A 23,895-nucleotide genomic window follows, 5' to 3' on the forward strand; every position below is an offset into this window, starting at 1 on the left:
TATTAATTATTTATCAGAATGTTTTCAAAATTATCGACTCTAATATTTACCGCTTTTGTTTTAGTTTCTTGTAATTCAAATATCGCTAATGAATCGCTCGGCCTATTTGTTACTCCTTCGGGACTTAATCCTTCAGCAATTAAAGTATATACCAACCAATCTATAAAAGTGGGCAAGGATATCCCTTTTGGTAGTGAACTCACCGTAGAAATTCTGGGTATTGACGATTTCAAAAAAGACAAAGACGGCAAAGTGTTTATTGGTGGCGAAAACTCCCTAATTGATAAAGATGATAATGTCATATACTTTATTGAGGACTATTTTAAAAAATATGATTTAACCGGTGTTAGTGCTCCGGATGCGGAAAAACTAAAATTTAATATTAAAGTTGGCAAACCAATGCAAAAAGGTGAAACATATCGTTTTCTATTCAAACTTTGGGATAAAAAAAGTGATAAAGAGCTTAAAGGAAACATAGAATTAAACGTTATTTAATTTGGACATAATGATTTAAGTTCTGCTTTAAACACTGACCCAGACTCTACCTCAAAACCTGGTTCCAACTGAATATTCTTACCAGCATTAAACTCAACATTTCCATTATTCTTAATATCGTTTGAGGCTTTAATACTTTCCACTGCGTAACTGGTAGTGTTTGATCCTAAAACATCATCTTGTGAAGAATCCAGTGTTAAGTGTTTCCCTATTATGTTTAAGCTTGCACTAGAAACTATTGAGGTGACAACAGGATCTGATGAGCTTACTTTTATTTTATATCCTTCACCAGATAATAGGTCAAATGGAAGCTTACAATCAATCTGGCTTGGGTCATTCGAAAAACCAATTTGTCTCTGCTTCAAAAAGCTGCCATCCTTATCCGATAAATACACTTTAAAAAGGTTACCAGAGACAAATTCACCAACGCTGTCGACATTTATAGTAAAACTCTCACCATTACAGAATACCTCTTTTGACAAAGTGGGTTCAGAAATGGTTCTTGAGCCTGAAACCATATAAAACTGAGTAACGTCAGGTCCGATAATCTCATTTCCCATGACATCATCTTGATCATAAGCAGTTCCAATAAATGTGTATAAATTTTTGGAAAGGTAATCTGCCCCTATGTAACCGGGGCCATCGTGCAGGGCATAGATTTCTTCATTATCTTCATGATATTGAATTTCACTAGTTCCACTAAGACTTAGCTTCATACTTTCAATATTATTCACAGAACAGTTTGGATAAGCTAAGACAGTAACAGGACGATTTGGGTTTATCTGAACTTTAAGCTTTTCAGTTAACTCTGAAATAACTTCTGGATCTTGACCCGGCCCCGCATAAGTGATGTAGTATGATATACTAGCAGGTAAACAATTTACCACCACATCCGTACTTACCGTATCAATACAGTTATTTGCTCCTTTAACTATGGCCTCATAATGGCCCGCATTTTCTTCCTTAGCCAGATCTATACTTGGCGACTGAATATTGCTATAAAAACCATTGGGTCCAGTCCAACTAAACTCTATTCCACTAGCAATCATAAGTTGAACTTTCTCTCCTTTTTCATAGGGTCCAGTATTACTTGCTGTGGTTTGAAAAACGGGACCTATAAGGTCAATTGTTTGTACCAAAGGAACTGGACAAGACCCGAAATTTAAAGAGAAAGAATGGTAAGTTCCTGATGGTAGATTGATTAAGCTAAAACCGTTAGAAAGTAAATCTATTTCAGCAGAAGCTGCTTCACCTTGGTAATTATAATTTAATGAGTATGAACCATTCGACACATTTGAGGTAATGAAAACTATAGAACCATCTTGAACTGAACACCCCATAGGATTAGAAGAACTTAATACAGAAAGTATTGGTAACGGCGGCTCAGTAATACTAACGGATGCCGTAGCAGTACAAGAATTAGCATCTGTTACGGTAACTGAATAGGTGCCAGCTATCAAACCGCCTAAGTCTTCCGTAGTAGCGGAATTGCTCCAACTATAATTATAAGTTGTTGTACCTCCAATTACATTTAAATCAATTGCTCCATTGCTTCCTCCATTACATGAAACGTTTGTCTGACTAGATAATGAAACTACCAATACAGCTGGCTCAGTAATACTAACGGATGCCGTAGCAGTACAAGAATTAGCATCTGTTACGGTAACTGAATAGGTGCCAGCTATCAAACCGCCTAAGTCTTCCGTAGTAGCGGAATTGCTCCAACTATAATTATAAGTTGTTGTACCTCCAGTTACATTTAAATCAATTGCTCCATTGCTTCCTCCATTACATGAAACGTTTGTCTGACTAGATAATGAAACTACCAATACAGCTGGCTCAGTAATACTAACGGATGCCGTAGCAGTACAAGAATTAGCATCTGTTACGGTAACTGAATAGGTGCCAGCTATCAAACCGCCTAAGTCTTCCGTAGTAGCGGAATTGCTCCAACTATAATTATATGTTGTTGTTCCTCCAGTTACATTTAAATCAATTGCTCCATTGCTTCCTCCATTACATGAAACGTTTGTCTGACTAGATAATGAAGCTACCAATACAGCTGGCTCAGTAATACTAACGGATGCCGTAGCAGTACACGAATTAGCATCTGTTACCGTAACTGAATAGGTGCCAGCAATCAAACCGCCTAAGTCTTCCGTAGTAGCGGAATTGCTCCAACTATAATTATAAGTTGTAGTACCTCCAGTTACATTTAAATCAATTGCTCCATTGCTTCCTCCATTACATGAAACGTTTATCTGACTAGATAATGAAGCTACCAATACAGCTGGCTCAGTAATAGTCACCGATGCCGTAGCTGTACAAGAATTAGCATCTGTTACGGTAACTGAATAGGTGCCAGCAATCAAACCGCCTAAGTCTTCCGTAGTGGCGGAATTGCTCCAATTATAATTATATGTTGTTGTTCCACCTGACAGTATCGTTCCACCTATCACGCTAAGGTTTATCGTACCGTCTGCTATTCCATTACAGCTTACATTTGTAGTTCCTGTAATAGAAGCCACTAAAACAGCTGGCTCAGTAATAGTCACCGATGCCGTAGCTGTACACGAATTAGCATCTGTTATGGTAACAGAATATGTGCCAGCAATCAAACCGCCTAAGTCTTCCGTAGTGGCGGAATTGCTCCAACTATAATTATATGTTGTTGTTCCACCTGACAGTATCGTTCCACCTATCACGCTAAGGTTTATCGTACCGTCTGCTATTCCATTACAGCTTACATTTGTAGTTCCTGTAATAGAAGCCACTAAAACAGCTGGCTCAGTAATAGTCACCGATGCCGTAGCTGTACACGAATTAGCATCTGTTATGGTAACAGAATATGTGCCAGCAATCAAACCGCCTAAGTCTTCCGTAGTAGCGGAATTGCTCCAACTATAATTATAAGTTGTAGTACCTCCTGTTACATTTAAATCAATTGCTCCATTGCTTCCTCCATTACATGAAACGTTTGTCTGACTAGATAATGAAGCTACCAATATAGCTGGTTCCGTAATACTAACCGATGCCGTAGCAGTACAAGAATTAGCATCTGTTACGGTAACTGAATAGGTGCCAGCTATCAAACCGACTAAGTCTTCCGTAGTGGCGGAATTGCTCCAACTATAATTATAAGTTGTAGTACCTCCAGTTACATTTAAATCAATTGCTCCATTGCTTCCTCCATTACATGAAACGTTTGTCTGACTAGATAATGAAGCTACCAATACAGCTGGCTCAGTAATACTAACCGATGCCGTAGCAGTACAAGAATTAGCATCTGTTACGGTAACTGAATAGGTGCCAGCAATCAAACCGCCTAAGTCTTCCGTAGTAGCGGAATTGCTCCAACTATAATTATAAGTTGTAGTACCTCCTGTTACATTTAAATCAATTGCTCCATTGCTTCCTCCATTACATGAAACGTTTGTCTGACTAGATAATGAAGCTACCAATATAGCTGGTTCCGTAATACTAACCGATGCCGTAGCAGTACAAGAATTAGCATCTGTTACGGTAACTGAATAGGTGCCAGCTATCAAACCGCCTAAGTCTTCCGTAGTAGCGGAATTGCTCCAACTATAATTATAAGTTGTAGTACCTCCTGTTACATTTAAATCAATTGCTCCATTGCTTCCTCCATTACATGAAACGTTTGTCTGACTAGATAATGAAGCTACCAATACAGCTGGTTCCGTAATACTAACCGATGCCGTAGCAGTACAAGAATTAGCATCTGTTACGGTAACTGAATAGGTGCCAGCTATCAAACCGCCTAAGTCTTCCGTAGTGGCGGAATTGCTCCAACTATAGTTATATGTTGTTGTTCCACCTGACAGTATCGTTCCACCTATCACGCTAAGGTTTATCGTACCGTCTGCTATTCCATTACAGCTTACATTTGTAGTTCCTGTAATAGAAGCCACTAAAACAGCTGGCTCAGTAATAGTCACCGATGCCGTAGCTGTACACGAATTAGCATCCGTTACGGTAACAGAATACGTTCCAGCCACCAAGCCGCTTAAGTCTTGACTGGTAGAATCATTACTCCAGCTATAGGAGTAACTGTTTGCATTTCCTCCTGTTACAGTCAAATCCACAGCTCCATCTGAGCCTGCATTACATGAAACATTAGTTTTTGAACTTACTGTTGCTACCAGTGGAGCATAAATATTGATTATTGTACTATCATTCTCAGCCACTTCATTGGCAAGTGAATTTCCATTAGCATCTGGATTTGTACCAGCATCTGAAAAGTCTAAAAGTTGCCCATCAGCATCGTCCGTAGCTGTGAGCCTTGCTCCACTTTTATAAGTAGTTAAAGTTGGACTTAAAACTTTAACTTTTATGGAAACTATTTCAGAACCAGCTCCAACAGCCGTAATAGTTGAAGTAGGTGATAATATTTGAACATCGCTGGAACCATTATACCCTTCATTTAATACCAAACCTCGCTCTTCTGTCTGAAATGTTGGTGTTTCTACTATTTGGTATTGTCCACTTCCAAAAATGTCATCTAAATTTTGCTCTAAACCAACAGAGTCTAATTGACTCGTTCCTAGGTTTTTGACATAATAATTTAAAGTAACAATAGCCTCGCAATCAACACTTGCCTCCTGAGCTAGGCCAATTGACGAAAAATTGACTGTAAAAACTGTTGGGTCGGCTTCCCCCTCATCAGCCGGAAAATCATTTAACGTGGAATCTGGTTCTATACCTGAGTCAGAAAGATCGTAAGTGTATGAGCCCAGAGGTGCGGTAGCAGAGACCGAAACCTGATTTGAATACTTGCCATTACCATTCCCCTTATCTATTAGAGTGTTCACATTTGCCTTAAGCCTAATTTGAGCCGTTCCTAAAGCTGCAAGACTCGAACCTGAAGAAATTATGTTGGTACTAGCACTTCCATCAAAACTTCCATTTAAAGTAATAGTTCCAGGGTCTTGCACAAAAGCAGGAGCGGAAACGATAGAATAATTACCTGCACCGAAAACCTCATTTAAATCATTTTTTAAATCAAAATCATTTAAAGTAGACCCTCCAAAGTTTTCAAGATAATAGTCAAATGTAACTTCAGTTCCAGTTACATCGGCATCTAAGGCAATTCCAATGTTGGCCTCATCACCAATTTTGATTACCGTTACATCATTTTCTCCTGCATCTCCAGCACTGCCATTCCCTGTGCTATCAGTTTCATAGCCAGCATCAGAGTCATCTCCTATTGAGTTTCCAGCAGGATCTTGTGAAGTTATGGTTACTCCATTATGATAAACGCCAGACCCATTGCCTACATCGCTGACATTAGTTACGTTTACCTCCGTCTTTATCACTACCTTTTCTCCTGGGCGGATATATCCGCTCCCCACAATAACATCAAAAACGCTAAATCCAAAATATGAAGAAAATAAGGTTAAAGTTGCAGGACCTGAGACCAAGGATGGTTGAGAAGCTATGGAATAATTACCACTTCCAAATACAGGGTTTAAGGCGTCCCTAACAAGCACGTTTTTTAAAGTGGAATTACCCAGATTTTCTATGGTAAAATACATCGAAACCTTCGTTCCTTCCACAACTGCATGTTTCGCAATACCTATGGAAGGGTTTCCCACAATAATCACAGAAGAAGCATCTTCTTCACCAGCCTCAGAGGGATCGGAGTTGCCATTTGGATCGGAGTCAGTACCATCATCAGATAAGTCAGAAATGACAACTCCAGCGGAGTTAGTGGCATAAACAGAAGCTTGGCTGGAATAAACCCCAAATCCACTTCCTTGATCGCTTTCATTAAGTACTTGAACAGACAATCTTATTTGAGCCGTAACCCCAACCCCAAGAGTTGAATTAGAAGATAGAAGATCTGTTTCCGAAGAACCATCAAAGGCTCCATTCAGTACCAAAGTTCCAGGGTCAACAATGAAACTTGGAGCAGCAGTAATACTGTAATTAGATTCACCAAAAACAGCATCCAAACCTTGTAGTAACGAAATACTACTCAGCGTTTCACTTGCAAAATTTTCTAAATATAAATCAATGGTAACTATATCTCCAGCAACAGAAGTCTCCTGTGCTATACCCACCGCTTGAGCACTTATACTGAATGTAGTAACATCATTTTCTCCACTCTCCGTCGCATCATCATTTCCATTTGGGTCTGGATCTGTTCCCGAGTCAGATAAATCTTCATTGCTACCACCGTAAGTATGCTTACCTGAAACGGTAAATTGAGCCTGATAATTACCAAGACCTAGGCCACCAACATTTTCAAGAGTATCAACCGTAGCTATAATGCGTATTTGTCCGGTATCACCTGCTCCTAAAGAACTACTGGCAATTGTAAATAAATCTTGTTCTTCCCCACTACCATCATAGGAAGAGTTTAAGGATATAGTGCCAGGATCGTCTATAAATGATGGGGTAGAAATAGAATAATTCCCAGAACCAAACACATTTTCGAGATTAGCCAAAACCGACAATTCTGAAAAGTTCAAATCTCCCAAGTTTTCTAGAAATACATCAAGTGTAACCACATTACCAGAAACACTTGCATCTAAAGCAATCCCTAAAGAAGGAATAGATGTTACATCAATATTGGTAGCATCATTCTCGCCTGTTTCATTTGCCTCCCCATTATCATTTGAATCAGGTATTGTTCCCTCGTCTGAAAGGTCATTTACTGAAGTGGAATTGGGAGAAGTTGCATTTACGGTTACTTGATCTGAATAAATTCCCAAACCAGAGCCCTGGTCCGTTATATTCGTAATTAAATGACTAATTTTAAAAGAAACACTTTCTCCTGCCGCTAAAGTGCTTCCAACATTTAGTAAGGCAGTGTTTGAGCTACCATTAAAAGCCCCATTAAAACTTAAACCAGAACTACCACTTACAATTGTTGGATCTTGTATATGAATATAGTTACCAGCTCCATAAACAGCGTTCAAATCCTGAGAAATAGTAATGTTGCTCAAAGGTTCATTACCTAAGTTTTCTAGGTGATAAATCAATTCCACATTCGGAAAAGTTCCAGAAAAACCTACCAAACGGTATTCTAAAGCAATTCCAATTTTGGGATTTGAGGTAATAGAAAACGAAGTTTTGTCATCTTCTCCAGCATCTTTGGGATTTCCATTCCCGTTCGGGTCAGCATCAGTTCCATCATCAGAATAATCATTAGTAGTAGACCCGCCAGGCGAACTTCCAGAAACATACACCTGATTTTCATAATTACCAAGCCCTAAGCCCTGATCACTTATAATTATATTTTCTACAACTATCCGAATTGTGTCCACCTCTCCTATCCCTAAAGTACTGGTTCCAAGTACTTCAAAATTCGTACTTTCATTAAAAGATGGATTGAGGACAAGAGTGGAAGTGGCATCTAGAATATTAGTAGAACGAATATTAAAGTTTCCTAATCCAAAAACAGATTTAAAGTTTTCTGTTAATGAAAGGTTTGAAAGTTCTGTGTTTCCAAGATTTTCAAGATAAATATCAAAAACAACCGAGTCTCCACCTACAGTTGCACTTTTAGCCACACCCACCACAGGCTCTTGACCTATGGTAATCAGTGTAGGCTCGTTTTCTCCTTCCTCCCTAGGATTTCCGTCTCCATTAGGGTCTGGGTCTGTACCATCATCTGACAGGTCTTCGACTTTTTTTCTAGTAGAACTTTGGGCAGTTACTTTAGCCTGATTCTCATAGATACCTAAACCATTCCCTTGGTCAGACACATTTGTAACTTCCACTATTATTTGAATTCCTGCCGTTTCTGTAGTAACAAGTGTACCACCTGAAATTAGTGAATTATCGGCACTTCCGTCAAATCCAGCATTCAGTGTTAGGGTTCCTGGGTTATCAAAAAAAGAAGGGGCAGAAATAACTGAATAATTCCCAACACCAAAAGCGGCGTCAAGGTCATCCGTAATTTTAATTTCTTCTAGGTCTCTGTTACCAAAGTTTTCTAAATAAAAACTGAATGTAACCTCATTCCCATTTAAAGATGACGACTTAGCAAGGCCAATAATTGGATTTTGAGTAATATCAATTAAAGTGGGGTCATTCTCTCCCGAGTCAGAAGGATCATCGTTCTCATTAGGGTCAGGGTCTGTTCCCCAATCAGACAGGTCATCCACGCTGGAAGTGTAAGATAATAATCTTCCCACTCCAGAAGTCTGGCTCGAGTACATACCAAGACCACTTCCTAAATCGACCACTGATGAGATACTAACACCAAAAGATATTTCAGCCGTAGAACCAATAGCCAAAAAACAACCCGAAGAATTTAACAATAAATCAGTATTACTACTTCCGTCAAAACTCGGATTGGCACAAAGATTACCAGCAACGGAAGGCGGACTGGAAATAGTGTAATTCCCTGCTCCAAATACTGCATCCAAGTCTTTGATCGCTTGAACATAACGTAATGTATCACCCACCGTCGTTGTAGGGTTATCAGGGAATGCTTCAACATTTATAGTGAAAGTAATATCACGACCAATATGCTCGACCGACTCGGCCAAGCCTATTTTTTGACTAAAAGCACCATTACTTAAAATAATAAGCAGAATAAAAAGTGAGGGTAAAGTTCTAAGCATATTTTCGGGCTAAAAAGTTAAATATCATATCCTTTAAATTAGAATTATAGGCTAATACAATGATAAAGAGGAGTTAATTCATAATTGATTTAATTAGTACAACTTGTTGAGCTTCTAGCAGATAAAGAAAAATTGACAAAATACAACAATACCAGTAAAACGGTAGTAGTTCTTTTCATTTCGCGGTTTTAAGAGGCTAAATAGATGTTTTCGATAGCTGTTTTAAGCTAAAATGCTACTGATAAAGCTACAAACTATTTATGACTTAAACCTAAAATAAGTTTCATTATCAAACCATAAAATTCAGTTCTAAGTGCTTTCCTCACGTAACACCTTTACTCCAAAAAGCTCTACAACCCACAACTATCACTCTTATACGTAACAAGTTACAAGAAAATAAACCTATTAGACTGAGAGGAATGAAACAGAGAAGTACCACTCAATAAAATTCTGTAAAAAAGCACAATAAGAAACTTTGCAATGAAAGTAAACCTCCCAAACAAAAGAAATAGACTAGTAAACCAAATATTTAGTTTTGAAGTAGCCATCAATTATACCCTTATCTGGCAAGTCAGCATAAATTTTAAATGTTACCCAAAAGGCCTTATCACCCATCTCAGGAATCATCTTCTTATCATTTGCTACTTCTTCTACTTCCACTATCTCCATGGAGCTACCTTCCGTGTTCAATATATTCACATAAGAATTAAGACCAAGGCTAATATTATAAGCTAGCGGAGTCCAGTCATCCTTACTTATTGGGCCAAGTTTAAACACCTTTTTAAAATACTCATACTTATCATTTATCCGTAATAAATCGGGGTAAGCAGACTGGGTCGGATAAAAACTCTGATTATTCCTAAGCAAGATTCTAAAATCCTGACTTTCAAAAGTTACTACTGGACTATAAGCAATAGCTAGTAAACCATAAGAGCAATAAAACTGATTTGTTAAGTTTTTAAATTGAGGATTGGTCTCGCCAAAAAAATCTCCAGTAAAAGTTTGAAGAGGTTCTGCTTCTGGTAAATCTGTAATCTCAATGGTCCTAGCATCACCATCACCTAAACTAATTGTATAACTCCCATTTCTGTCAAAATGCAGGATACCAGACTTTCCTATTCTCAATAAATACCCACACAGGTTTCCTAAGTAAAAAGTATTATTGATGTACTTTGAGTCATCTACTATTTGAACCTTACCGTCACCCAAGTATGACACATCCCAATCAATTATTGGTGTCAAACTTTCAATACTAAAATTGGCATCTTTACAATGGTGCTCATACTTATCACCATTATTATTATATACACAAACACTTATATAATGAGACCCATTCCCTCCATACTGAAAAACTCCCAGGGTATCAGTTAACCTACCAGCTTTAGCTCTTTCACCATCAATATTTAGCCTATAATTATAACCAACGGAACCATTATTCAGCACCACCAACTTTCCATTAGTTTCACTAAGGATAAAATCAGCTTTTAAGACCGTGGAAACCTCTTCTTTTTCAGTACATGAAAACAAGCAGAATAAAAGAAGACAATAAAGCAAAGAGAATCTTTCTAATTTCATTTAGTTATAAAGATTTAATAGTACTCAAAAATAAGGAATCAAGTATATTAAATCAACAAAACTAACTATATCATTCTTATCTAAAGCTCCTTAGCTAAATAAAATCCAGTATGACTTCCTTTTATTTTAGCCACTTTTTCAGGCGTGCCTTCTGCCATAATATAGCCCCCTCTAATACCACCTTCTGGGCCCATATCAATAACATGATCTGCTACTTTGATAACATCCATATTGTGCTCAATAATTAAGACCGTGTTTCCTTTGTCAGCAAGCTTTTGAAGTACATCTAAAAGCTTCTGAATATCCTGAAAATGTAAACCTGTGGTAGGCTCATCCAGAATGTATATGGTTTTTCCTGTATCTCTCTTTGACAACTCTTCAGAAAGTTTTACTCGCTGAGCCTCTCCTCCTGATAATGTAGTAGCATGTTGACCAAGGGTTATGTAGCCTAAACCAACGTCAAAAAGTGTTTGCACTCTTCTATTTATACGTGGTTGCTTTTCAAAGAAAATCAAAGCTTCTTCTACCGTCATATCAAGCACATCAGATATTGATTTTCCTTTAAAACGTACCTCTAACGTTTCTCTGTTAAACCTTTTGCCTTTGCAAGTTTCACACTCCACATGCACATCAGGTAAGAAGTCCATTTCTATCTTCTTCATACCGCCACCTTGGCAGGTTTCGCATCTTCCACCTTTTACATTGAAAGAAAAACGACCCGGCTTATAACCTCTAATCTTAGACTCAGGTAAATCTGCAAAAAGCGAACGGATATCTGTAAACATACCAGTATAGGTCGCAGGATTACTTCTTGGAGTTCTTCCAATAGGCGACTGGTCTACCTCTATAACCTTATCTAAATGTTCTAAACCCGTTACTTTTTTATGTTCTAAAGGCTCTCTTTTCGCTCTATAAAAATGCTTATTCAATATCGGGAATAAGGTATCATGAATAAGTGACGACTTTCCACTACCACTCACACCCGTTACGCAAACCATCTTACCCAAAGGAATTTTAAGGTCCACATTTTGCAAATTATTGCCTTCAGCTCCTTTGAGTACTAAACTTTCACCACTTCCCTTTCTTCTTTCTTTAGGTACTTCAATATTTATTCTGCCACTTAAAAACTCTGCCGTTTTACTACCATTCTTCAGAAACTCTTCGGGCGTACCTTGACCTACTATTCTTCCTCCATGCCTTCCTGCTCCTGGGCCTACATCTATGATATAATCCGACTCTAGCATCATGTCTTTATCATGCTCCACTATGAGTACGGTGTTACCCAAATCTCTTAAATCTTTCAAGGCTTTGATTAGTTTCACATTATCACGCTGATGCAAACCAATACTAGGCTCATCCATGATATATAGCACTCCTACTAGCTGTGTTCCTATTTGCGTAGCTAATCTAATTCGCTGAGCTTCGCCACCAGAAAGCGACCTAATTGGCCTATTTAAAGTCAAATAATCAAGCCCAATACCATTTAAGAACCCTATTCGCTTTCTAATCTCTTTTAGTATTTCTACCGCTATTTGATTCTGCTTATTGGTAAGTTTATCTTCAATGTGTTCAAACCAAGCAGCCAAGTCAGAGACATCCATTTCAGCCAATTCTGAAATATTTTTATCGCTAATTTTAAAATGTCTTGATTCTATTTTCAAACGTGCCCCTTCACAGTCAGGACAAGTTTTAATTAACATAAAGTCTTTTAACCAATCTCCTATTTTATCATTGTCAGACTCTTGCTGACGTTTTAAGAAATTGATAATTCCTTCAAAATAAGTATTCCAATCATCACCTGGATTCTTTTTTGACGGGACCAATACCGGCTCATCACTTCCGTAAAGAATAACATTCATTGCCTCCTCAGGAATCTTCTCAATGGGCGTACTAATATTTGCTTTATACTTTTTAAGAATAACCGAGATTTGCTTAAAAATCCACAACTCTCTGTATTCTCCCAATGCCACTATACCACCTCTACTAATACTTAGTGACCTATCAGGAATAATAGATTCCTCTGTAATTTCATTAACCTCTCCCATACCATTACACGTAGGGCAAGAGCCATAAGGTGAGTTAAAAGAAAATGAATTAGGCGACGGCTTCTCATAACTAATCCCGGACTCAGGATCCATTAAGTTTTGAGAAAGATATTGAACCTCATCCTTCTCATTAAGCAAAAGCATAGCCCCTTTACCTACTTTTAGAGCAGTTCCTACAGATTGACTAATTCTATATCGGTCTTCGGTTTTAGGTAAAATCCTATCCACCACTATCTCCACGTCGTGAATCTTGTACCTGTCCAACTGCATTTTTGGCGTCAAATCCATCACCTCGCCATCTACCCTTACTTTAGAGTAGCCCATTTTTCTAATTTGAACAAAAAGCTCTCTGTAATGACCTTTTCGTCCTTTCACTACAGGAGCTAAAAGACTCAGTTTTTGACCAGCATATTCCTCTAATATTTTTTCTACAATTTGGTCTTGCGACTGCTTAATCATAGGTTTACCTGTCACATAACTGTAAGCTATACCAGCTCTTGCAAAAAGCAATCTTAGAAAATCATATATTTCTGTAGTAGTACCCACCGTAGAGCGTGGGTTTTTAGATGTAGTTTTTTGTTCAATGCTAATAACAGGAGAAAGACCATTGATTTTATCAACATCAGGACGTTCCATATCCCCAATAAAACTTCTGGCATAAGCCGAAAAGCTCTCCATGTAACGTCTTTGACCTTCGGCATAAATAGTATCAAATGCCAACGAAGACTTCCCAGAACCGCTAATACCAGTTACGGTAACCAGCTTATTTCTTGGAATAGTTACATCTATATTTTTAAGATTATGCTCCCGAGCTCCATAGACTTCTATTTGCTCATGTCCTGTTAGTTCAATATCTGATAATGCCACGAATTCTGGTTTGATTTCTGATAATTCGCAAAGTTAACCAAATTGAAAACAAAGAGCTTAGCTAAAGCTAATAATGCTAAGTATTTTAATTATTCTTCTCTTGACGCCACTTCTAAGTAAAGGTCTTCCACCTTTTTTCTGGCCCAATCCGTTTTTCGTAAGAAAGTCAAAGAAGACTTCATTGTAGGATTGTTATTGAAACAGTTAATCTTAATAATCTTCCCTAGTCCACCCCAGCCAAAATGGTCTACCAAGGTATCAAGCATAAAGTCTAGCCTTACACCATGAAGTGGATTATTAGGTTGAGATTCAGGATTTCCTTTTTTCATATTAATCAAATTTTCCCGTTCAGGTAATTTTCACGTAAAACTAAGTTTTCTAAAACTAAAGCCAACTCATGTGCCTCACATTTCCACCCAATTTGAAGGAATTTCAAAGAACCCAAGCTCCTTAAATACTTACTTTTCAAAGGTGCAAAGGGTGCTCCAATAAAAGAATAGAACTGCTCTTGCTCCCTTTTAGATGCTTTCAAGCAATTCCAGTTTAGCAAATCGCCTTGGACGTTTTTATTCAATTTCAAATAAGCTGTTTGTAGTAAAACCTTGTTCATCCATACGGTTTCTCTGTCAAAACTATTTTCAATCACTTTTATCAAAAGCTTTTTAGCTTCCGCCATTTCTTGGATATCACAAGTCCCAAGTAACCTTGCATAATGATAAATAATAAGTGGAACAGTGGCGTAATGGCGAGAAATCCAAAATGTATTATTTAAAAATTCTTTTGACAAAACAACCTCATTTAAAAAATCTATAGTTGCCTTATCGTTGTCATTCAAACCAGTTTTTGACTCTAAAAGAAGACACATCAAATTACATAAAGCACAAACGTCTTTTTCTAAAGGCATGTTTAGACCAAACCATGTACTATAAACTCTGTCAGGAAAGGCATGTTGCTTTAGTTCTTCTTTTAACCAATTGACTTCCTCTTCCTTACATCCATTAACCATATAAACCAATGCCGTATCGTCAATATCGTCAGGAAGCTTAAAGTGCCTGTAGCGTTTCATGAAATACCCATTCGGGAAATGCTGCGATGGCTTGGTTTGCCAAAAGTTATACGTTTTTAGACCATCCTTATTTTGATAAAGCTCAAAACTAGACATGGCCTTGCCAATTATCTTATCAAGATAATTACCATCTAATTCTGAAAGCAGAGGCTTTATACTTTTCAAAATATAAGCGACAGAAACCGTCCCAAAAATATTAGAGTCTGGTCTTTTATATAGCCAGAACTTATTCTCACGAAAAGATTCAAACATTCCATCTGGAAATTTTTCATTTCCATGAGCCTGTAAAAGGGCAATACGTTCAATAAATTCAGAAACCACTTAAATTCATTCGGTTTTGGAAGTCATATTTTCTAACTTTGTGCTCAATTTAATTAAAAATCTATACTAAAAGTTCGAAATGGAAATTAGCGGAAATATAGTTCAAGTTCTACCATTACAATCAGGCGAAGGAAAAAACGGTACTTGGAAAAAGCAAGACTTTGTTATTGAAACAGAAGGAACATACCCTAAAAAAGTTTGTGTTTCTATGTGGGGCGACAAAATCAACGAAAACTTAATCAAAGCTGGAACCACTGTAACTGCTTCTATAGAAGTAGAAAGTAGAGAATATAACGGCAGATGGTATACAGACGTTAGAGCATGGAAACTAGAAGGGCAAGCTGCTTCAGCACCTTCAGAAGGTCCAGCAAGTGCTCCAGTTGAAATACCTGCAGCCCTAGAAGGTGAAGATGATCTTCCTTTCTAAAAACAGTCTTTTAAAGCAAATTTATTCTTGCCATAAGGTTCAGAATAGCAAGCTTTTAAAAACTCGAGAATATTTCAAGAGTTAATTTGTCTAAATGTAAAATATAATTATCTTTGCAGCCCCGTTTGAGGACAAAGATATTTTAATAAGATAAAGCGATGGCTAAAAAAGGTAACAGAGTTCAGGTAATTTTAGAGTGCACAGAACACAAAGAATCTGGCATGGCAGGAATGTCAAGATATATTACCACAAAGAACCGTAAGAACACTACTACAAGATTGGAATTGAAGAAATACAATCCTGTAATGAGAAAATATACTGTTCATAAAGAAATTAAGTAAAACCAGTTAAATATAATTAATCATGGCAAAGAAAGTAGTTGCAACCCTGCAAGATAAATCCAAGCTTAGAAGTTTTGCTAAAGTAGTAAAAGCTGTAAGATCTCCTAAGACTGGAGCTTATACCTTCAAAGAAGAAATGGTACCTGCAGATCAGGTAGAAGCATACATGAAGTCGTAAGACTTTTTAAATCGCTTATATATTGAGCCTGTCCGTTTTCGGATAGGCTTTTTGTGTTGCTAATTATGCCAATTCCAAAAGTATTCTCCCACGCCATTTTAGTCAAGAAAGAAGACCTTGACGAGCTAAACCATGTAAATAACGTGGTTTACCTAAGCTACTTACAAGAGGCCGCCATTGACCATTGGTACAGTACCGCTCCCAAAGAAACAGCAGAAGCTATAAGATGGGTGGTAAGAAAACACGAAATAGAATATTTCAAACCAGCCCACGAAGCAGACCAATTAATAGTTAATACCTGGATCTCAAACTTCACACAAGTTAGCTCCGAAAGACACTACGAAATCAAAAGAGGAGATGAGATTTTGGTAAAAGCATCCACACTTTGGATAGCTCTCGACGCCAAAAAAATGAAGCCAATACGAATTCCTGCTTCCACTGCTGAATCTTTTTTTGAATCTTAGGTGTTATAAAAGCAATAGAGAAAGCTAAAAGCTTTTAAATTTGTGAATTAACCTCTTAAACCATAAGAAAACCTACATGGGAATTTTTAATCTTTTCAATAAAGAAAAAAAGCAAACTTTAGATAAAGGTCTTGAAAAATCTAAGACTGGAATCTTTGATAAGTTAAGCCGTGCCGTTATTGGTAAGTCTACTGTAGATGAGGATGTTCTAGATGAACTAGAGGAGATTTTAATTTCATCAGATGTTGGAATTGACACTACGCTCAAAATCATAAAGAGAATAGAGAAGAGAGTAGCTGATGATAAATACACTTCTGTAAACGAACTTGATAAAATCTTAAGAGAAGAGGCCGCTGCTCTATTGGAAGAGAACAATTCTCAAGACGTTCAGAATAGTTTTGAAACAGATAACCTCCCAAAACCTTATGTATTAATGGTGGTAGGTGTAAATGGTGTAGGAAAGACTACAACCATTGGAAAGCTAGCGTACAATTTTCAAAAAAATGGAAAGAAGGTAGTACTAGGAGCGGCCGATACTTTCAGAGCAGCAGCTGTAGACCAATTAAAGCTTTGGGGAGAGCGTGTAGGTGTATCAGTTATTGATCACGGTATGAACACTGACCCTTCTTCTGTAGCTTATGATGCCGTAAAAGCTGGCATAGAGCAAGAAGCGGATGTCATTATAATTGATACCGCAGGAAGACTTCACACTAAAGTTAACCTGATGAAAGAATTAGGCAAGATAAAACGTGTTATGCAAAAGGTTCTTCCCGAAGCTCCTCACGAAATCATGCTTGTTTTGGACGGCAGCACTGGTCAAAATGCAATTATTCAAGCAAGAGAATTCACCAAGGTAACTGAAATAAACTCATTAGCTATTACAAAACTAGATGGCACTGCTAAAGGTGGCGTTGTGATTGGAATTTCAGATGAATTCAAAATTCCTGTTAAATACATCGGTGTAGGAGAGAAAATGGAAGACTTACAGGTTTTCAACAAAACTGAGTTTGTAGATTCTCTTTTTAGAAAGAGCTAGTATATACACCTCTTTTTTTCTTTTTAGGAATAATCGAGTTACTCAATTCTTCAAAATAAACTGCCTATCTTCTAGGCACAAACAAGCATTTAAATACTTTTTTTCTTGATTCTTAAGAGGTAGGGACCACACTTCCTCTTCTTTTTTCGTCTACATATGTATATGAATCAAGAAATAATAAAAATAGCCGATAGCTTCCAGCCTATATCTCTTAAGGAGATGGACGACGTCTCTTTAATGAATAGGTCAGATACCAAATTCATTCTTCCTAAAAGCCAGGTTTTAGAAATCTTGAGCTCCATATCAGATGAATATAGCGTTTTGGAGGTGAATCAAGATCGCCTAATGACCTACAATTCGCTCTATTATGACACTCCGACCCATGCCTTCTACCAATGGCATCACAACGGGAAAATCAATCGAATCAAAGTCAGAATACGCAACTATGTAGAATCAGGCCTTCATTACTTAGAAATCAAAAGAAAAAATGGAAAAGGTATGACCAAGAAAAATCGTATCAGTATTAACGGTTTTGAAGAAAAGCTTACCGAACGATCTAAGGATTTTATTAAAGAAATCACAAATCAAACCTTTCAACTATCCCCTATTCTAGAAAACAAGTTTAACAGAATCACCTTAGTAAGTAAAAGCCATAAAGAGCGAGCAACCATAGACTTCAATCTAAACTTCCTCAATGAATACAAAGAGAAAACCTATAACCATCTTGCTATAATAGAAATCAAACAAGAAGGTGTTAACCGTAATTCGCCAATCTATGAGGCACTCAAAACTCGACATGTACTACCCAGCAGCATCAGCAAGTATTGTTTAGGCATGATAAGCCTTTACAATGGCATTAAATACAACACTTTCAAAGCAAAATTACTTCAAATACAAAAACTAACAGCCTAAACATGGAATTTCTAGATATCCCCTTATTTGATGACGACTTCTTTAAAATGATGTTCCGTTTCACAATTAACATATCCTTTCTTAGTATCATCATTAGAGGTTTATACTTTAAATCAAGTGAGAGAAAAGATTACCTCTTCACTTACTATATGATTGCCATTATAGTCTTCTTCTTATGCTTCACGCTTAAAAAATATGAACTAGATATAGGCATGGCCTTAGGTCTTTTTGCAATTTTTGGAATCATACGCTACCGAACAGATGCCATTCCTATTAAAGAAATGACCTACCTATTTGTAGTAATTGGCGTATCTGTAATTAATTCACTTGCTAACCAAAAAATGAGTTATGCCGAAATTACGGCTGGCAATATTCTCATAGTAGCAGCCATTTATATCATGGAAAGGTTATGGCGAGTGAATAACGAGGAGAGTAAAACAATACTTTACGAAAAAATAGAAAACGTTAAACCACAAAATCACCAATTACTTAAGGCAGACTTAGAAGAAAGAACAGGCCTACTTATAAACAAAATACAGATAGACGCCATAGATTTCCTCAAAGACACGGCAGAGATAACTATTCTATTCACCAGAAATAAGTAGACCAAATGAAAAAGAACATATTAATACAAAGTCTTCTATTTTTTCTTCCCCTTGCCACGCTAGCTCAAACAGAAGAATCTGTAAGAAGCCAAGACCTAGAGACATGGTCTGCTTTAGAATTTGAATATGAGATAACACCAAAGCTTAGCCTAAACTTGGAAGAACAGTTAAGATTAAAAGAAAATAGCTCTACCATAGACTCCTATTTTACAGAACTATCTGGAAAGTATGAGCTCTGGAAAGACTTTAGCATTGGCACCGGATTTAGATATCTAAAATCAAACGACACAAATGGTAAAATACAAGGTTACGAAAGCCATATACGATATCAATTTGATGCCTCCTATAAGCATAAAATTGACAAGTTAGACCTAAAGTATAGACTCCGTTATCAAAATAAGAAAGAGTTTGAGAGTGAGAATCCAAATGAAGCAACAACCAGGCTAAAGTTGTCTTTAGACTATAATTTCAAAAATTGGAAACTTGACCCAGAGCTGTCTGGAGAAATATTTTCACCACTCAATGAAACACAAATAGATAAATACCGAATAACCTTAGGCACGTCCTATAAACTAGGAAAGCATAGTAAAATCAATGCCTTTTATGGTTTCGAAAATACGACGAACACCGAAAACTTAAAACATTCAGATATAATAGGCTTAAGTTACAAATACACACTTAAAGCAAAGAAGTAAGACCATTCAAGAAACATTTTCTTCTTAAAGACTTTTTTTTACCTAAAATCAAAATGGGTGGGGTAGCGATAGTGTAGAATCTTCTAGTTCAATAATGCATAAAAATAGGTGGTAAACATAAAAAAGGAGGTCACCCTGTGAGTAACCCCCTTAAAAATAAAACCCCTTTTATTTTTGCTCTTCGCTAAATTCACATATTACGTGAATCGCTATTTCTTTATTTGCGAAACGCAGCTCTCCATTCCCATGGATGTGTCATAACACAATAATCGATATTTTTCTAGTTTGGCAGATTATAGCAAAAAGCTTTATATATTATTCTAACGCCACCTAAACTCCCTTTTCTAATTTACAAGCTTAAACGAACATACCTCGACAATCCCAATCTAAATCAGGCTTTCCTTTAAATTGCCATTTAGAATGGCCTAATAATCTATTTAAAGATTATTAAAGAAGTATTTTCATGTGCTATAACTTACAAAATCGCACAAATATAAACTCTATACGTAAAGCCCCGTACCAAAATCGTTAAAAAGTTTAATTTCGGCGACGAAATGTCAACATTTGATAGTAAAATGACTTTTCTACTAGAAACACAGGTACATCTTCAAAAAATATTTTAATAGCTAGCATACTTGGTTTTCAAATAACTAAAGCTTTGCTTTACGAATTACGATGACAATAAACCTTAGACCTAAAAATAACGAAGGCTTCTATAAAATACTTTTTCAAGTATTCATGTGGGCTATCTGGATAGGATACCCCCTCATTAATACAGATTATGACAACCCTGCATCTGTTATATTTTTGAAAATGTTATTTGTAGTTAGGATGGTAGAGATACCACTCTTTTACTTCATTGTTCATTACCTCATCCCTAAAGTCTTCAGAAAAAACGGGGTAACCACTTACCTAATTATTCTTACGGTGATATGTTTGGCATTCATTTTTGCTGAAAGCTATATTAAAGTTTGGGTAAATCCTGATTATAAAAACAGCTACACTTTCTTCATATTTTTCCCCGTAATTTTTGTAGCCGCTTTGGGCACAGGCTACGGCCTAGTAACTGCCTATATGGAACAGGAAAGCCTCAGAAGGGAAGAAAACCAAGAAAGGTTGAGGTCGGAATTATCTTTTCTTCGCTCTCAAATTAGCCCGCACTTTATTTTCAATGTTTTAAACAGCATTGTTTATCTAATTAGGTCAAAATCAGACCTTGCAGAAAGTGTTACCATACAGCTATCAGAATTAATTAGGTATATGCTTTATGAAACCGACACTAAGCAAGTTCCCGTAAGTAAAGAAGTAGATTACCTGAAAAACTATATTGACCTACAAAAGGTAAGGTATGGCGATGATGTAAATATTACGGTCAAAATTTCTGGCAACGACAGTAGTCTTACTATTGAGCCTATGCTTCTAATTCCGTTTGTTGAAAATGCTTTTAAGCACGGCGTTGGAATGGTTATAGACCCTAAAATAGAGATTGACCTTAATTATGACCAAACAGATCTTATATTTGAGGTAAAGAACCTAATAGGGCCAGAAACTACTGACCAAAAAGATTTCAGCTCAGGTATAGGCCTTAAAAATGTTAGGAGAAGACTAGAGCTTTTGTATCCAGAAAAACATAGTCTTGAAATATCTGACAGTGATGGTGAGTTTACCGTTAGGTTAAAAATTAGTTTAAAACGATAAAGAATATAAAATGTCGGTAAGTAAATTAAATTGCATTGCTGTAGATGATGAAAATCTAGCGAGAAAGCTGCTGCAAGAAAACATAGAACAAGTTCCTTTCCTTAATCTTGTAAAGGTGTGTAAAAACCCTTACGAAGCGATGGAGGCCTTGCAAGAGAACAAAATCGACTTAATGTTTCTTGACATTCAAATGCCAGGTATGCTAGGAACAAAATTCCTAGCTAGTCTTAAAGACAAACCTTTAGTGATTTTGGTTACGGCTTATGATAATTACGCCGTAGAAAGTTACAACCTTGACGTGGTTGACTATTTAATGAAACCTGTAAGCTTCGATAGATTTTCAAAAGCCGCTCATAAGGCATTAGATCTGTTTAAGAAGAATAAGCCTTCTAGTAGCCTACCTGCCGCAGACGGGACTCTTGCTATTCAAGAGCCTGAATCCTTCTTTGTGAATGTAGAATACTCCTTGGTAAAAATCATTTTCAATGACATTACGCACATTGAAGGGCTTAAAGACTATATCAAAATATTTATTACTACGCAAACAAGGCCTATCCTTACCAAATCTACTTTAAAGGGAATTGAAGAAAGGCTGCCAGGTAATTTTATGCGTGTACAGAAGTCATATATAGTTAATTTGGATAAAATTCAGAGCATCCGAAACCATAGAATAACTATTGACAAATTTGACATACCTGTAAGTGATAGTAATATGGAGGAGCTCATGAGTGCCATAAACTACCAGAAGTCTTAAGAAATTTATTCTAAAAACTTCTCTTTTAACTCTGGTGTAGGTATTCGGCATGTTTCCGACTTTCCAAAAATGGAATATCGATTTTTTGAAATGAACATGTAAACACCATCTCTTATAAACTTAGGTATTATAGAAAAAACAGCTACCCATCGTAAGATAGGTAGCTGTTTTGCTATTTTAAGAACCGCTTCAGACTTGTCGTAAAACTTGTTTCCATCATAGTATACCACCGTAGACATATCTGAAAACTTGTCGCCAATCAGCTTTTGAGCAAAATCAGATTGGAGCGAAGCAAACTTAAATTTATTTCCTTTGTCATGGTCAATAATGAAATTGACAAACCCATTACATAGGTTGCAAACACCATCAAAGAGAACCACATTCATTTAAAATAACTTCTCAAATGGCAAACGACTTAATACAAGAATTAATGCGATACCATAAAATATCATGGTTGACTTAAAGCGTTTTCCGTTACCTACGCCTTTTTTGCTTTTTGCATTACCAATAGTTACAAAAACAGCAGCTAATATTCCCATCATTGGATGTTCCACATACTGCTTTCTAGCCACAGCGTTTTTCATAATTTCACCCATATCTGCATTAGCCATAGCCATTCCTAATAACACCACGCCTAATAGCAGCATAGTGTGCGTAGCTATTAAAGCAAAAAGATTAACTTTTTGATGCTTAGGCTCCCATACCTTTTCAGACATGTTGCCTATTATTCCGTTTATAGTAGCCCACGCAATCAAGATTAAAGCGATAAAGGCTAAATAATGATGACAGTTAAGTAGTATATTTTGCATATGTTTAGATGATTTTTTCCAAATTTAAGATGGAAATGTTTAGTACTCCTTTATTTTATTAAAAACTTAAGATGTCAAAAATCATCTGACCATCTATAAGCGGCTATTAACTTCTCTTCGCCCTCTTTTCCTTTATAAAAATTACCATGTTCCATTCCTAAAACTAGGTTTTGGCCATTCTCTGCAGCCTTCTCATGAATATGCTTAAAAAGGTGTTTGTAGTTAATTTCTCCAGTAGTAGGCTCCTTTCTTCCTGGCTCATCGCCAATTTGGAAATACCCTATCTCATCCCAAGTAAGATCCATGTTTCTTTGAAGACGACCTTCATTTCTCTGCATGTGCCACATGTCAAAAAGAATTTTACATGACGGACCGTTAACCGCTTTGCAAAGCAAAAATGTCTGGTCTGAAGTACGCATAAATAAATCAGGAGTATCTGAAAGTGGCTCTAAAACCATGGTCAAACCATGAGGTTCAAAAATGTCAGCAGCTCTTCTTAAAGCATCAATCACATTTGCCATTTGAATACCCATAGGTAAACTTCTGTCATAGTTACCTGGCACTACGGTCATCCACTTTGCATTAACTCGTTTAGCCACCGGCACAGCCTCCCTACATTTTTTCAAAAAAGTTTCTTTCCACTCCATATCACCTGAAGCCAAACTTGTAGAAAGTGGCCAATTATCAAAAGCAACTACAAAAACGCCCATTTGCATCCCCAAACGAGACATTTCTTTCGCTATTCGCTCTTGGTCTTTGATACTTTTGCTCATCATGCCATTATCTTCAAGAGCCCTAAAGCCTCGCTCATGCATGAATTTTATTTGGTCTACATAATCTTCACCAGCCGAATTTTTAAACATTCCAAAGTGCGGTGCAAAATTAGATTTAAAAGGCTTGTCTGATGTACTCATAGGAGTCTCAGCAAAAACCTTATTTCCACCTAAAAGAAGTCCGCCTCCTACAAGAGCCGAATTTGATATAAATTTTCTGCGATTTGTCATTTCAAT

19 protein-coding genes are annotated in these 23,895 nt (G+C 36.9%); 11 read left to right on the forward strand and 8 right to left on the reverse strand.

Annotated elements, in window-relative coordinates; all coding sequences use genetic code 11:
• Window positions 1-18: 18 nt before the first annotated feature.
• Window positions 19-495: a hypothetical protein gene (locus AC0L6O_RS20680; protein ID WP_473305070.1), complete on the forward strand. Its 477-nt coding sequence runs from the start codon at window positions 19-21 to the stop codon at window positions 493-495.
• On the opposite strand, the gene AC0L6O_RS20685 is transcribed toward AC0L6O_RS20680, so the two are convergent.
• The 5 genes from AC0L6O_RS20685 to AC0L6O_RS20705 all read right to left on the reverse strand — a co-directional run bounded on the left by AC0L6O_RS20685 (window position 492) and on the right by AC0L6O_RS20705 (window position 14,966).
• Window positions 492-9,092 (reverse strand): beta strand repeat-containing protein, encoded by an 8,601-nt coding sequence (locus AC0L6O_RS20685; protein ID WP_473305071.1) that lies wholly within the window; start codon window positions 9,090-9,092, stop codon window positions 492-494. The genes AC0L6O_RS20680 and AC0L6O_RS20685 overlap by 4 nt on opposite strands.
• 513 nt (window positions 9,093-9,605) lie before the next feature.
• Entirely contained in the window at window positions 9,606-10,667 is a 1,062-nt protein-coding gene (locus tag AC0L6O_RS20690; protein WP_473305072.1) for a hypothetical protein, read from the reverse strand.
• A gap of 80 nt (window positions 10,668-10,747) precedes the next feature.
• Window positions 10,748-13,579 carry an excinuclease ABC subunit UvrA gene (gene uvrA / locus AC0L6O_RS20695; protein WP_473305073.1) on the reverse strand — a complete coding sequence of 944 codons (2,832 nt, stop codon included), beginning with the start codon at window positions 13,577-13,579 and terminating at the stop codon, window positions 10,748-10,750.
• Window positions 13,580-13,668: 89 nt separating this feature from the next.
• Window positions 13,669-13,908 (reverse strand): VF530 family protein, encoded by a 240-nt coding sequence (locus AC0L6O_RS20700; RefSeq protein ID WP_473305074.1) that lies wholly within the window; start codon window positions 13,906-13,908, stop codon window positions 13,669-13,671.
• A 5-nt stretch (window positions 13,909-13,913) separates the two neighbouring features.
• Window positions 13,914-14,966, reverse strand: coding sequence for a hypothetical protein (locus tag AC0L6O_RS20705; RefSeq protein ID WP_473305075.1), 1,053 nt, complete (start codon window positions 14,964-14,966; stop codon window positions 13,914-13,916).
• 79 nt (window positions 14,967-15,045) lie between these two features.
• Here AC0L6O_RS20705 and AC0L6O_RS20710 point away from each other — a divergent pair, with 79 nt between their 5' ends.
• The 10 genes from AC0L6O_RS20710 (at window position 15,046) to AC0L6O_RS20755 (ending at window position 22,076) form a co-directional block, all read left to right on the forward strand.
• Window positions 15,046-15,393 (forward strand): DUF3127 domain-containing protein, encoded by a 348-nt coding sequence (locus tag AC0L6O_RS20710; protein WP_473305076.1) that lies wholly within the window; start codon window positions 15,046-15,048, stop codon window positions 15,391-15,393.
• Window positions 15,394-15,551: 158 nt separating this feature from the next.
• Window positions 15,552-15,734, forward strand: coding sequence for a 50S ribosomal protein L33 (rpmG, locus tag AC0L6O_RS20715; protein ID WP_341227576.1), 183 nt, complete (start codon window positions 15,552-15,554; stop codon window positions 15,732-15,734).
• 22 nt (window positions 15,735-15,756) lie between these two features.
• Window positions 15,757-15,912 carry a DUF4295 domain-containing protein gene (locus AC0L6O_RS20720; protein ID WP_341227577.1) on the forward strand — a complete coding sequence of 52 codons (156 nt, stop codon included), beginning with the start codon at window positions 15,757-15,759 and terminating at the stop codon, window positions 15,910-15,912.
• A 65-nt stretch (window positions 15,913-15,977) separates the two neighbouring features.
• Window positions 15,978-16,376: an acyl-CoA thioesterase gene (locus tag AC0L6O_RS20725; protein ID WP_473305077.1), complete on the forward strand. Its 399-nt coding sequence runs from the start codon at window positions 15,978-15,980 to the stop codon at window positions 16,374-16,376.
• A gap of 76 nt (window positions 16,377-16,452) precedes the next feature.
• Window positions 16,453-17,412 carry a signal recognition particle-docking protein FtsY gene (gene ftsY, locus AC0L6O_RS20730; protein WP_473305078.1) on the forward strand — a complete coding sequence of 320 codons (960 nt, stop codon included), beginning with the start codon at window positions 16,453-16,455 and terminating at the stop codon, window positions 17,410-17,412.
• Window positions 17,413-17,574: 162 nt separating this feature from the next.
• Window positions 17,575-18,324 carry a polyphosphate polymerase domain-containing protein gene (locus AC0L6O_RS20735; RefSeq protein ID WP_473305079.1) on the forward strand — a complete coding sequence of 250 codons (750 nt, stop codon included), beginning with the start codon at window positions 17,575-17,577 and terminating at the stop codon, window positions 18,322-18,324.
• Window positions 18,325-18,326: 2 nt separating this feature from the next.
• Window positions 18,327-18,929: a DUF4956 domain-containing protein gene (locus AC0L6O_RS20740; RefSeq protein ID WP_473305081.1), complete on the forward strand. Its 603-nt coding sequence runs from the start codon at window positions 18,327-18,329 to the stop codon at window positions 18,927-18,929.
• Window positions 18,930-18,934: 5 nt separating this feature from the next.
• Window positions 18,935-19,624 (forward strand): DUF2490 domain-containing protein, encoded by a 690-nt coding sequence (locus tag AC0L6O_RS20745; RefSeq protein ID WP_473305082.1) that lies wholly within the window; start codon window positions 18,935-18,937, stop codon window positions 19,622-19,624.
• Window positions 19,625-20,299: 675 nt separating this feature from the next.
• Window positions 20,300-21,322, forward strand: coding sequence for a sensor histidine kinase (locus AC0L6O_RS20750; protein ID WP_473305084.1), 1,023 nt, complete (start codon window positions 20,300-20,302; stop codon window positions 21,320-21,322).
• A 10-nt stretch (window positions 21,323-21,332) separates the two neighbouring features.
• Complete coding sequence (locus AC0L6O_RS20755; protein ID WP_473305086.1) at window positions 21,333-22,076, forward strand: LytR/AlgR family response regulator transcription factor; 744 nt, start codon at window positions 21,333-21,335, stop codon at window positions 22,074-22,076.
• Between the two features lie 5 nt (window positions 22,077-22,081).
• Here the strand turns inward: AC0L6O_RS20755 and AC0L6O_RS20760 are convergent, their stop codons facing one another.
• The 3 genes from AC0L6O_RS20760 to AC0L6O_RS20770 all read right to left on the reverse strand — a co-directional run bounded on the left by AC0L6O_RS20760 (window position 22,082) and on the right by AC0L6O_RS20770 (window position 23,889).
• Window positions 22,082-22,462, reverse strand: coding sequence for a thiol-disulfide oxidoreductase DCC family protein (locus AC0L6O_RS20760; protein ID WP_473305088.1), 381 nt, complete (start codon window positions 22,460-22,462; stop codon window positions 22,082-22,084).
• Window positions 22,463-22,885 carry a hypothetical protein gene (locus tag AC0L6O_RS20765; RefSeq protein ID WP_473305089.1) on the reverse strand — a complete coding sequence of 141 codons (423 nt, stop codon included), beginning with the start codon at window positions 22,883-22,885 and terminating at the stop codon, window positions 22,463-22,465.
• A gap of 74 nt (window positions 22,886-22,959) precedes the next feature.
• Window positions 22,960-23,889: a hydroxypyruvate isomerase family protein gene (locus AC0L6O_RS20770; RefSeq protein WP_473305090.1), complete on the reverse strand. Its 930-nt coding sequence runs from the start codon at window positions 23,887-23,889 to the stop codon at window positions 22,960-22,962.
• Window positions 23,890-23,895: the final 6 nt, after the last annotated feature.

This window comes from Arcticibacterium sp. GJ41-1 (genome assembly GCF_055808875.1).

Bases quoted from the DNA above. Each gene is read 5' to 3' on its own strand.
- AC0L6O_RS20745 (WP_473305082.1), top strand. From the start codon at position 18,935: ATGAAAAAGAACATATTAATACAAAGTCTTCTATTTTTTCTTCCCCTT.
- AC0L6O_RS20770 (WP_473305090.1), bottom strand. From the start codon at position 23,889: ATGACAAATCGCAGAAAATTTATATCAAATTCGGCTCTTGTAGGAGGC.
- AC0L6O_RS20735 (WP_473305079.1), top strand. From the start codon at position 17,575: ATGAATCAAGAAATAATAAAAATAGCCGATAGCTTCCAGCCTATATCT.
- AC0L6O_RS20720 (WP_341227577.1), top strand. From the start codon at position 15,757: ATGGCAAAGAAAGTAGTTGCAACCCTGCAAGATAAATCCAAGCTTAGA.
- AC0L6O_RS20690 (WP_473305072.1), bottom strand. From the start codon at position 10,667: ATGAAATTAGAAAGATTCTCTTTGCTTTATTGTCTTCTTTTATTCTGC.
- AC0L6O_RS20710 (WP_473305076.1), top strand. From the start codon at position 15,046: ATGGAAATTAGCGGAAATATAGTTCAAGTTCTACCATTACAATCAGGC.
- AC0L6O_RS20760 (WP_473305088.1), bottom strand. From the start codon at position 22,462: ATGAATGTGGTTCTCTTTGATGGTGTTTGCAACCTATGTAATGGGTTT.
- AC0L6O_RS20750 (WP_473305084.1), top strand. From the start codon at position 20,300: ATGACAATAAACCTTAGACCTAAAAATAACGAAGGCTTCTATAAAATA.
- AC0L6O_RS20755 (WP_473305086.1), top strand. From the start codon at position 21,333: ATGTCGGTAAGTAAATTAAATTGCATTGCTGTAGATGATGAAAATCTA.
- rpmG (WP_341227576.1), top strand. From the start codon at position 15,552: ATGGCTAAAAAAGGTAACAGAGTTCAGGTAATTTTAGAGTGCACAGAA.
- ftsY (WP_473305078.1), top strand. From the start codon at position 16,453: ATGGGAATTTTTAATCTTTTCAATAAAGAAAAAAAGCAAACTTTAGAT.
- AC0L6O_RS20700 (WP_473305074.1), bottom strand. From the start codon at position 13,908: ATGAAAAAAGGAAATCCTGAATCTCAACCTAATAATCCACTTCATGGT.
- AC0L6O_RS20680 (WP_473305070.1), top strand. From the start codon at position 19: ATGTTTTCAAAATTATCGACTCTAATATTTACCGCTTTTGTTTTAGTT.
- AC0L6O_RS20740 (WP_473305081.1), top strand. From the start codon at position 18,327: ATGGAATTTCTAGATATCCCCTTATTTGATGACGACTTCTTTAAAATG.
- AC0L6O_RS20765 (WP_473305089.1), bottom strand. From the start codon at position 22,885: ATGCAAAATATACTACTTAACTGTCATCATTATTTAGCCTTTATCGCT.
- AC0L6O_RS20685 (WP_473305071.1), bottom strand. From the start codon at position 9,092: ATGCTTAGAACTTTACCCTCACTTTTTATTCTGCTTATTATTTTAAGT.
- AC0L6O_RS20725 (WP_473305077.1), top strand. From the start codon at position 15,978: ATGCCAATTCCAAAAGTATTCTCCCACGCCATTTTAGTCAAGAAAGAA.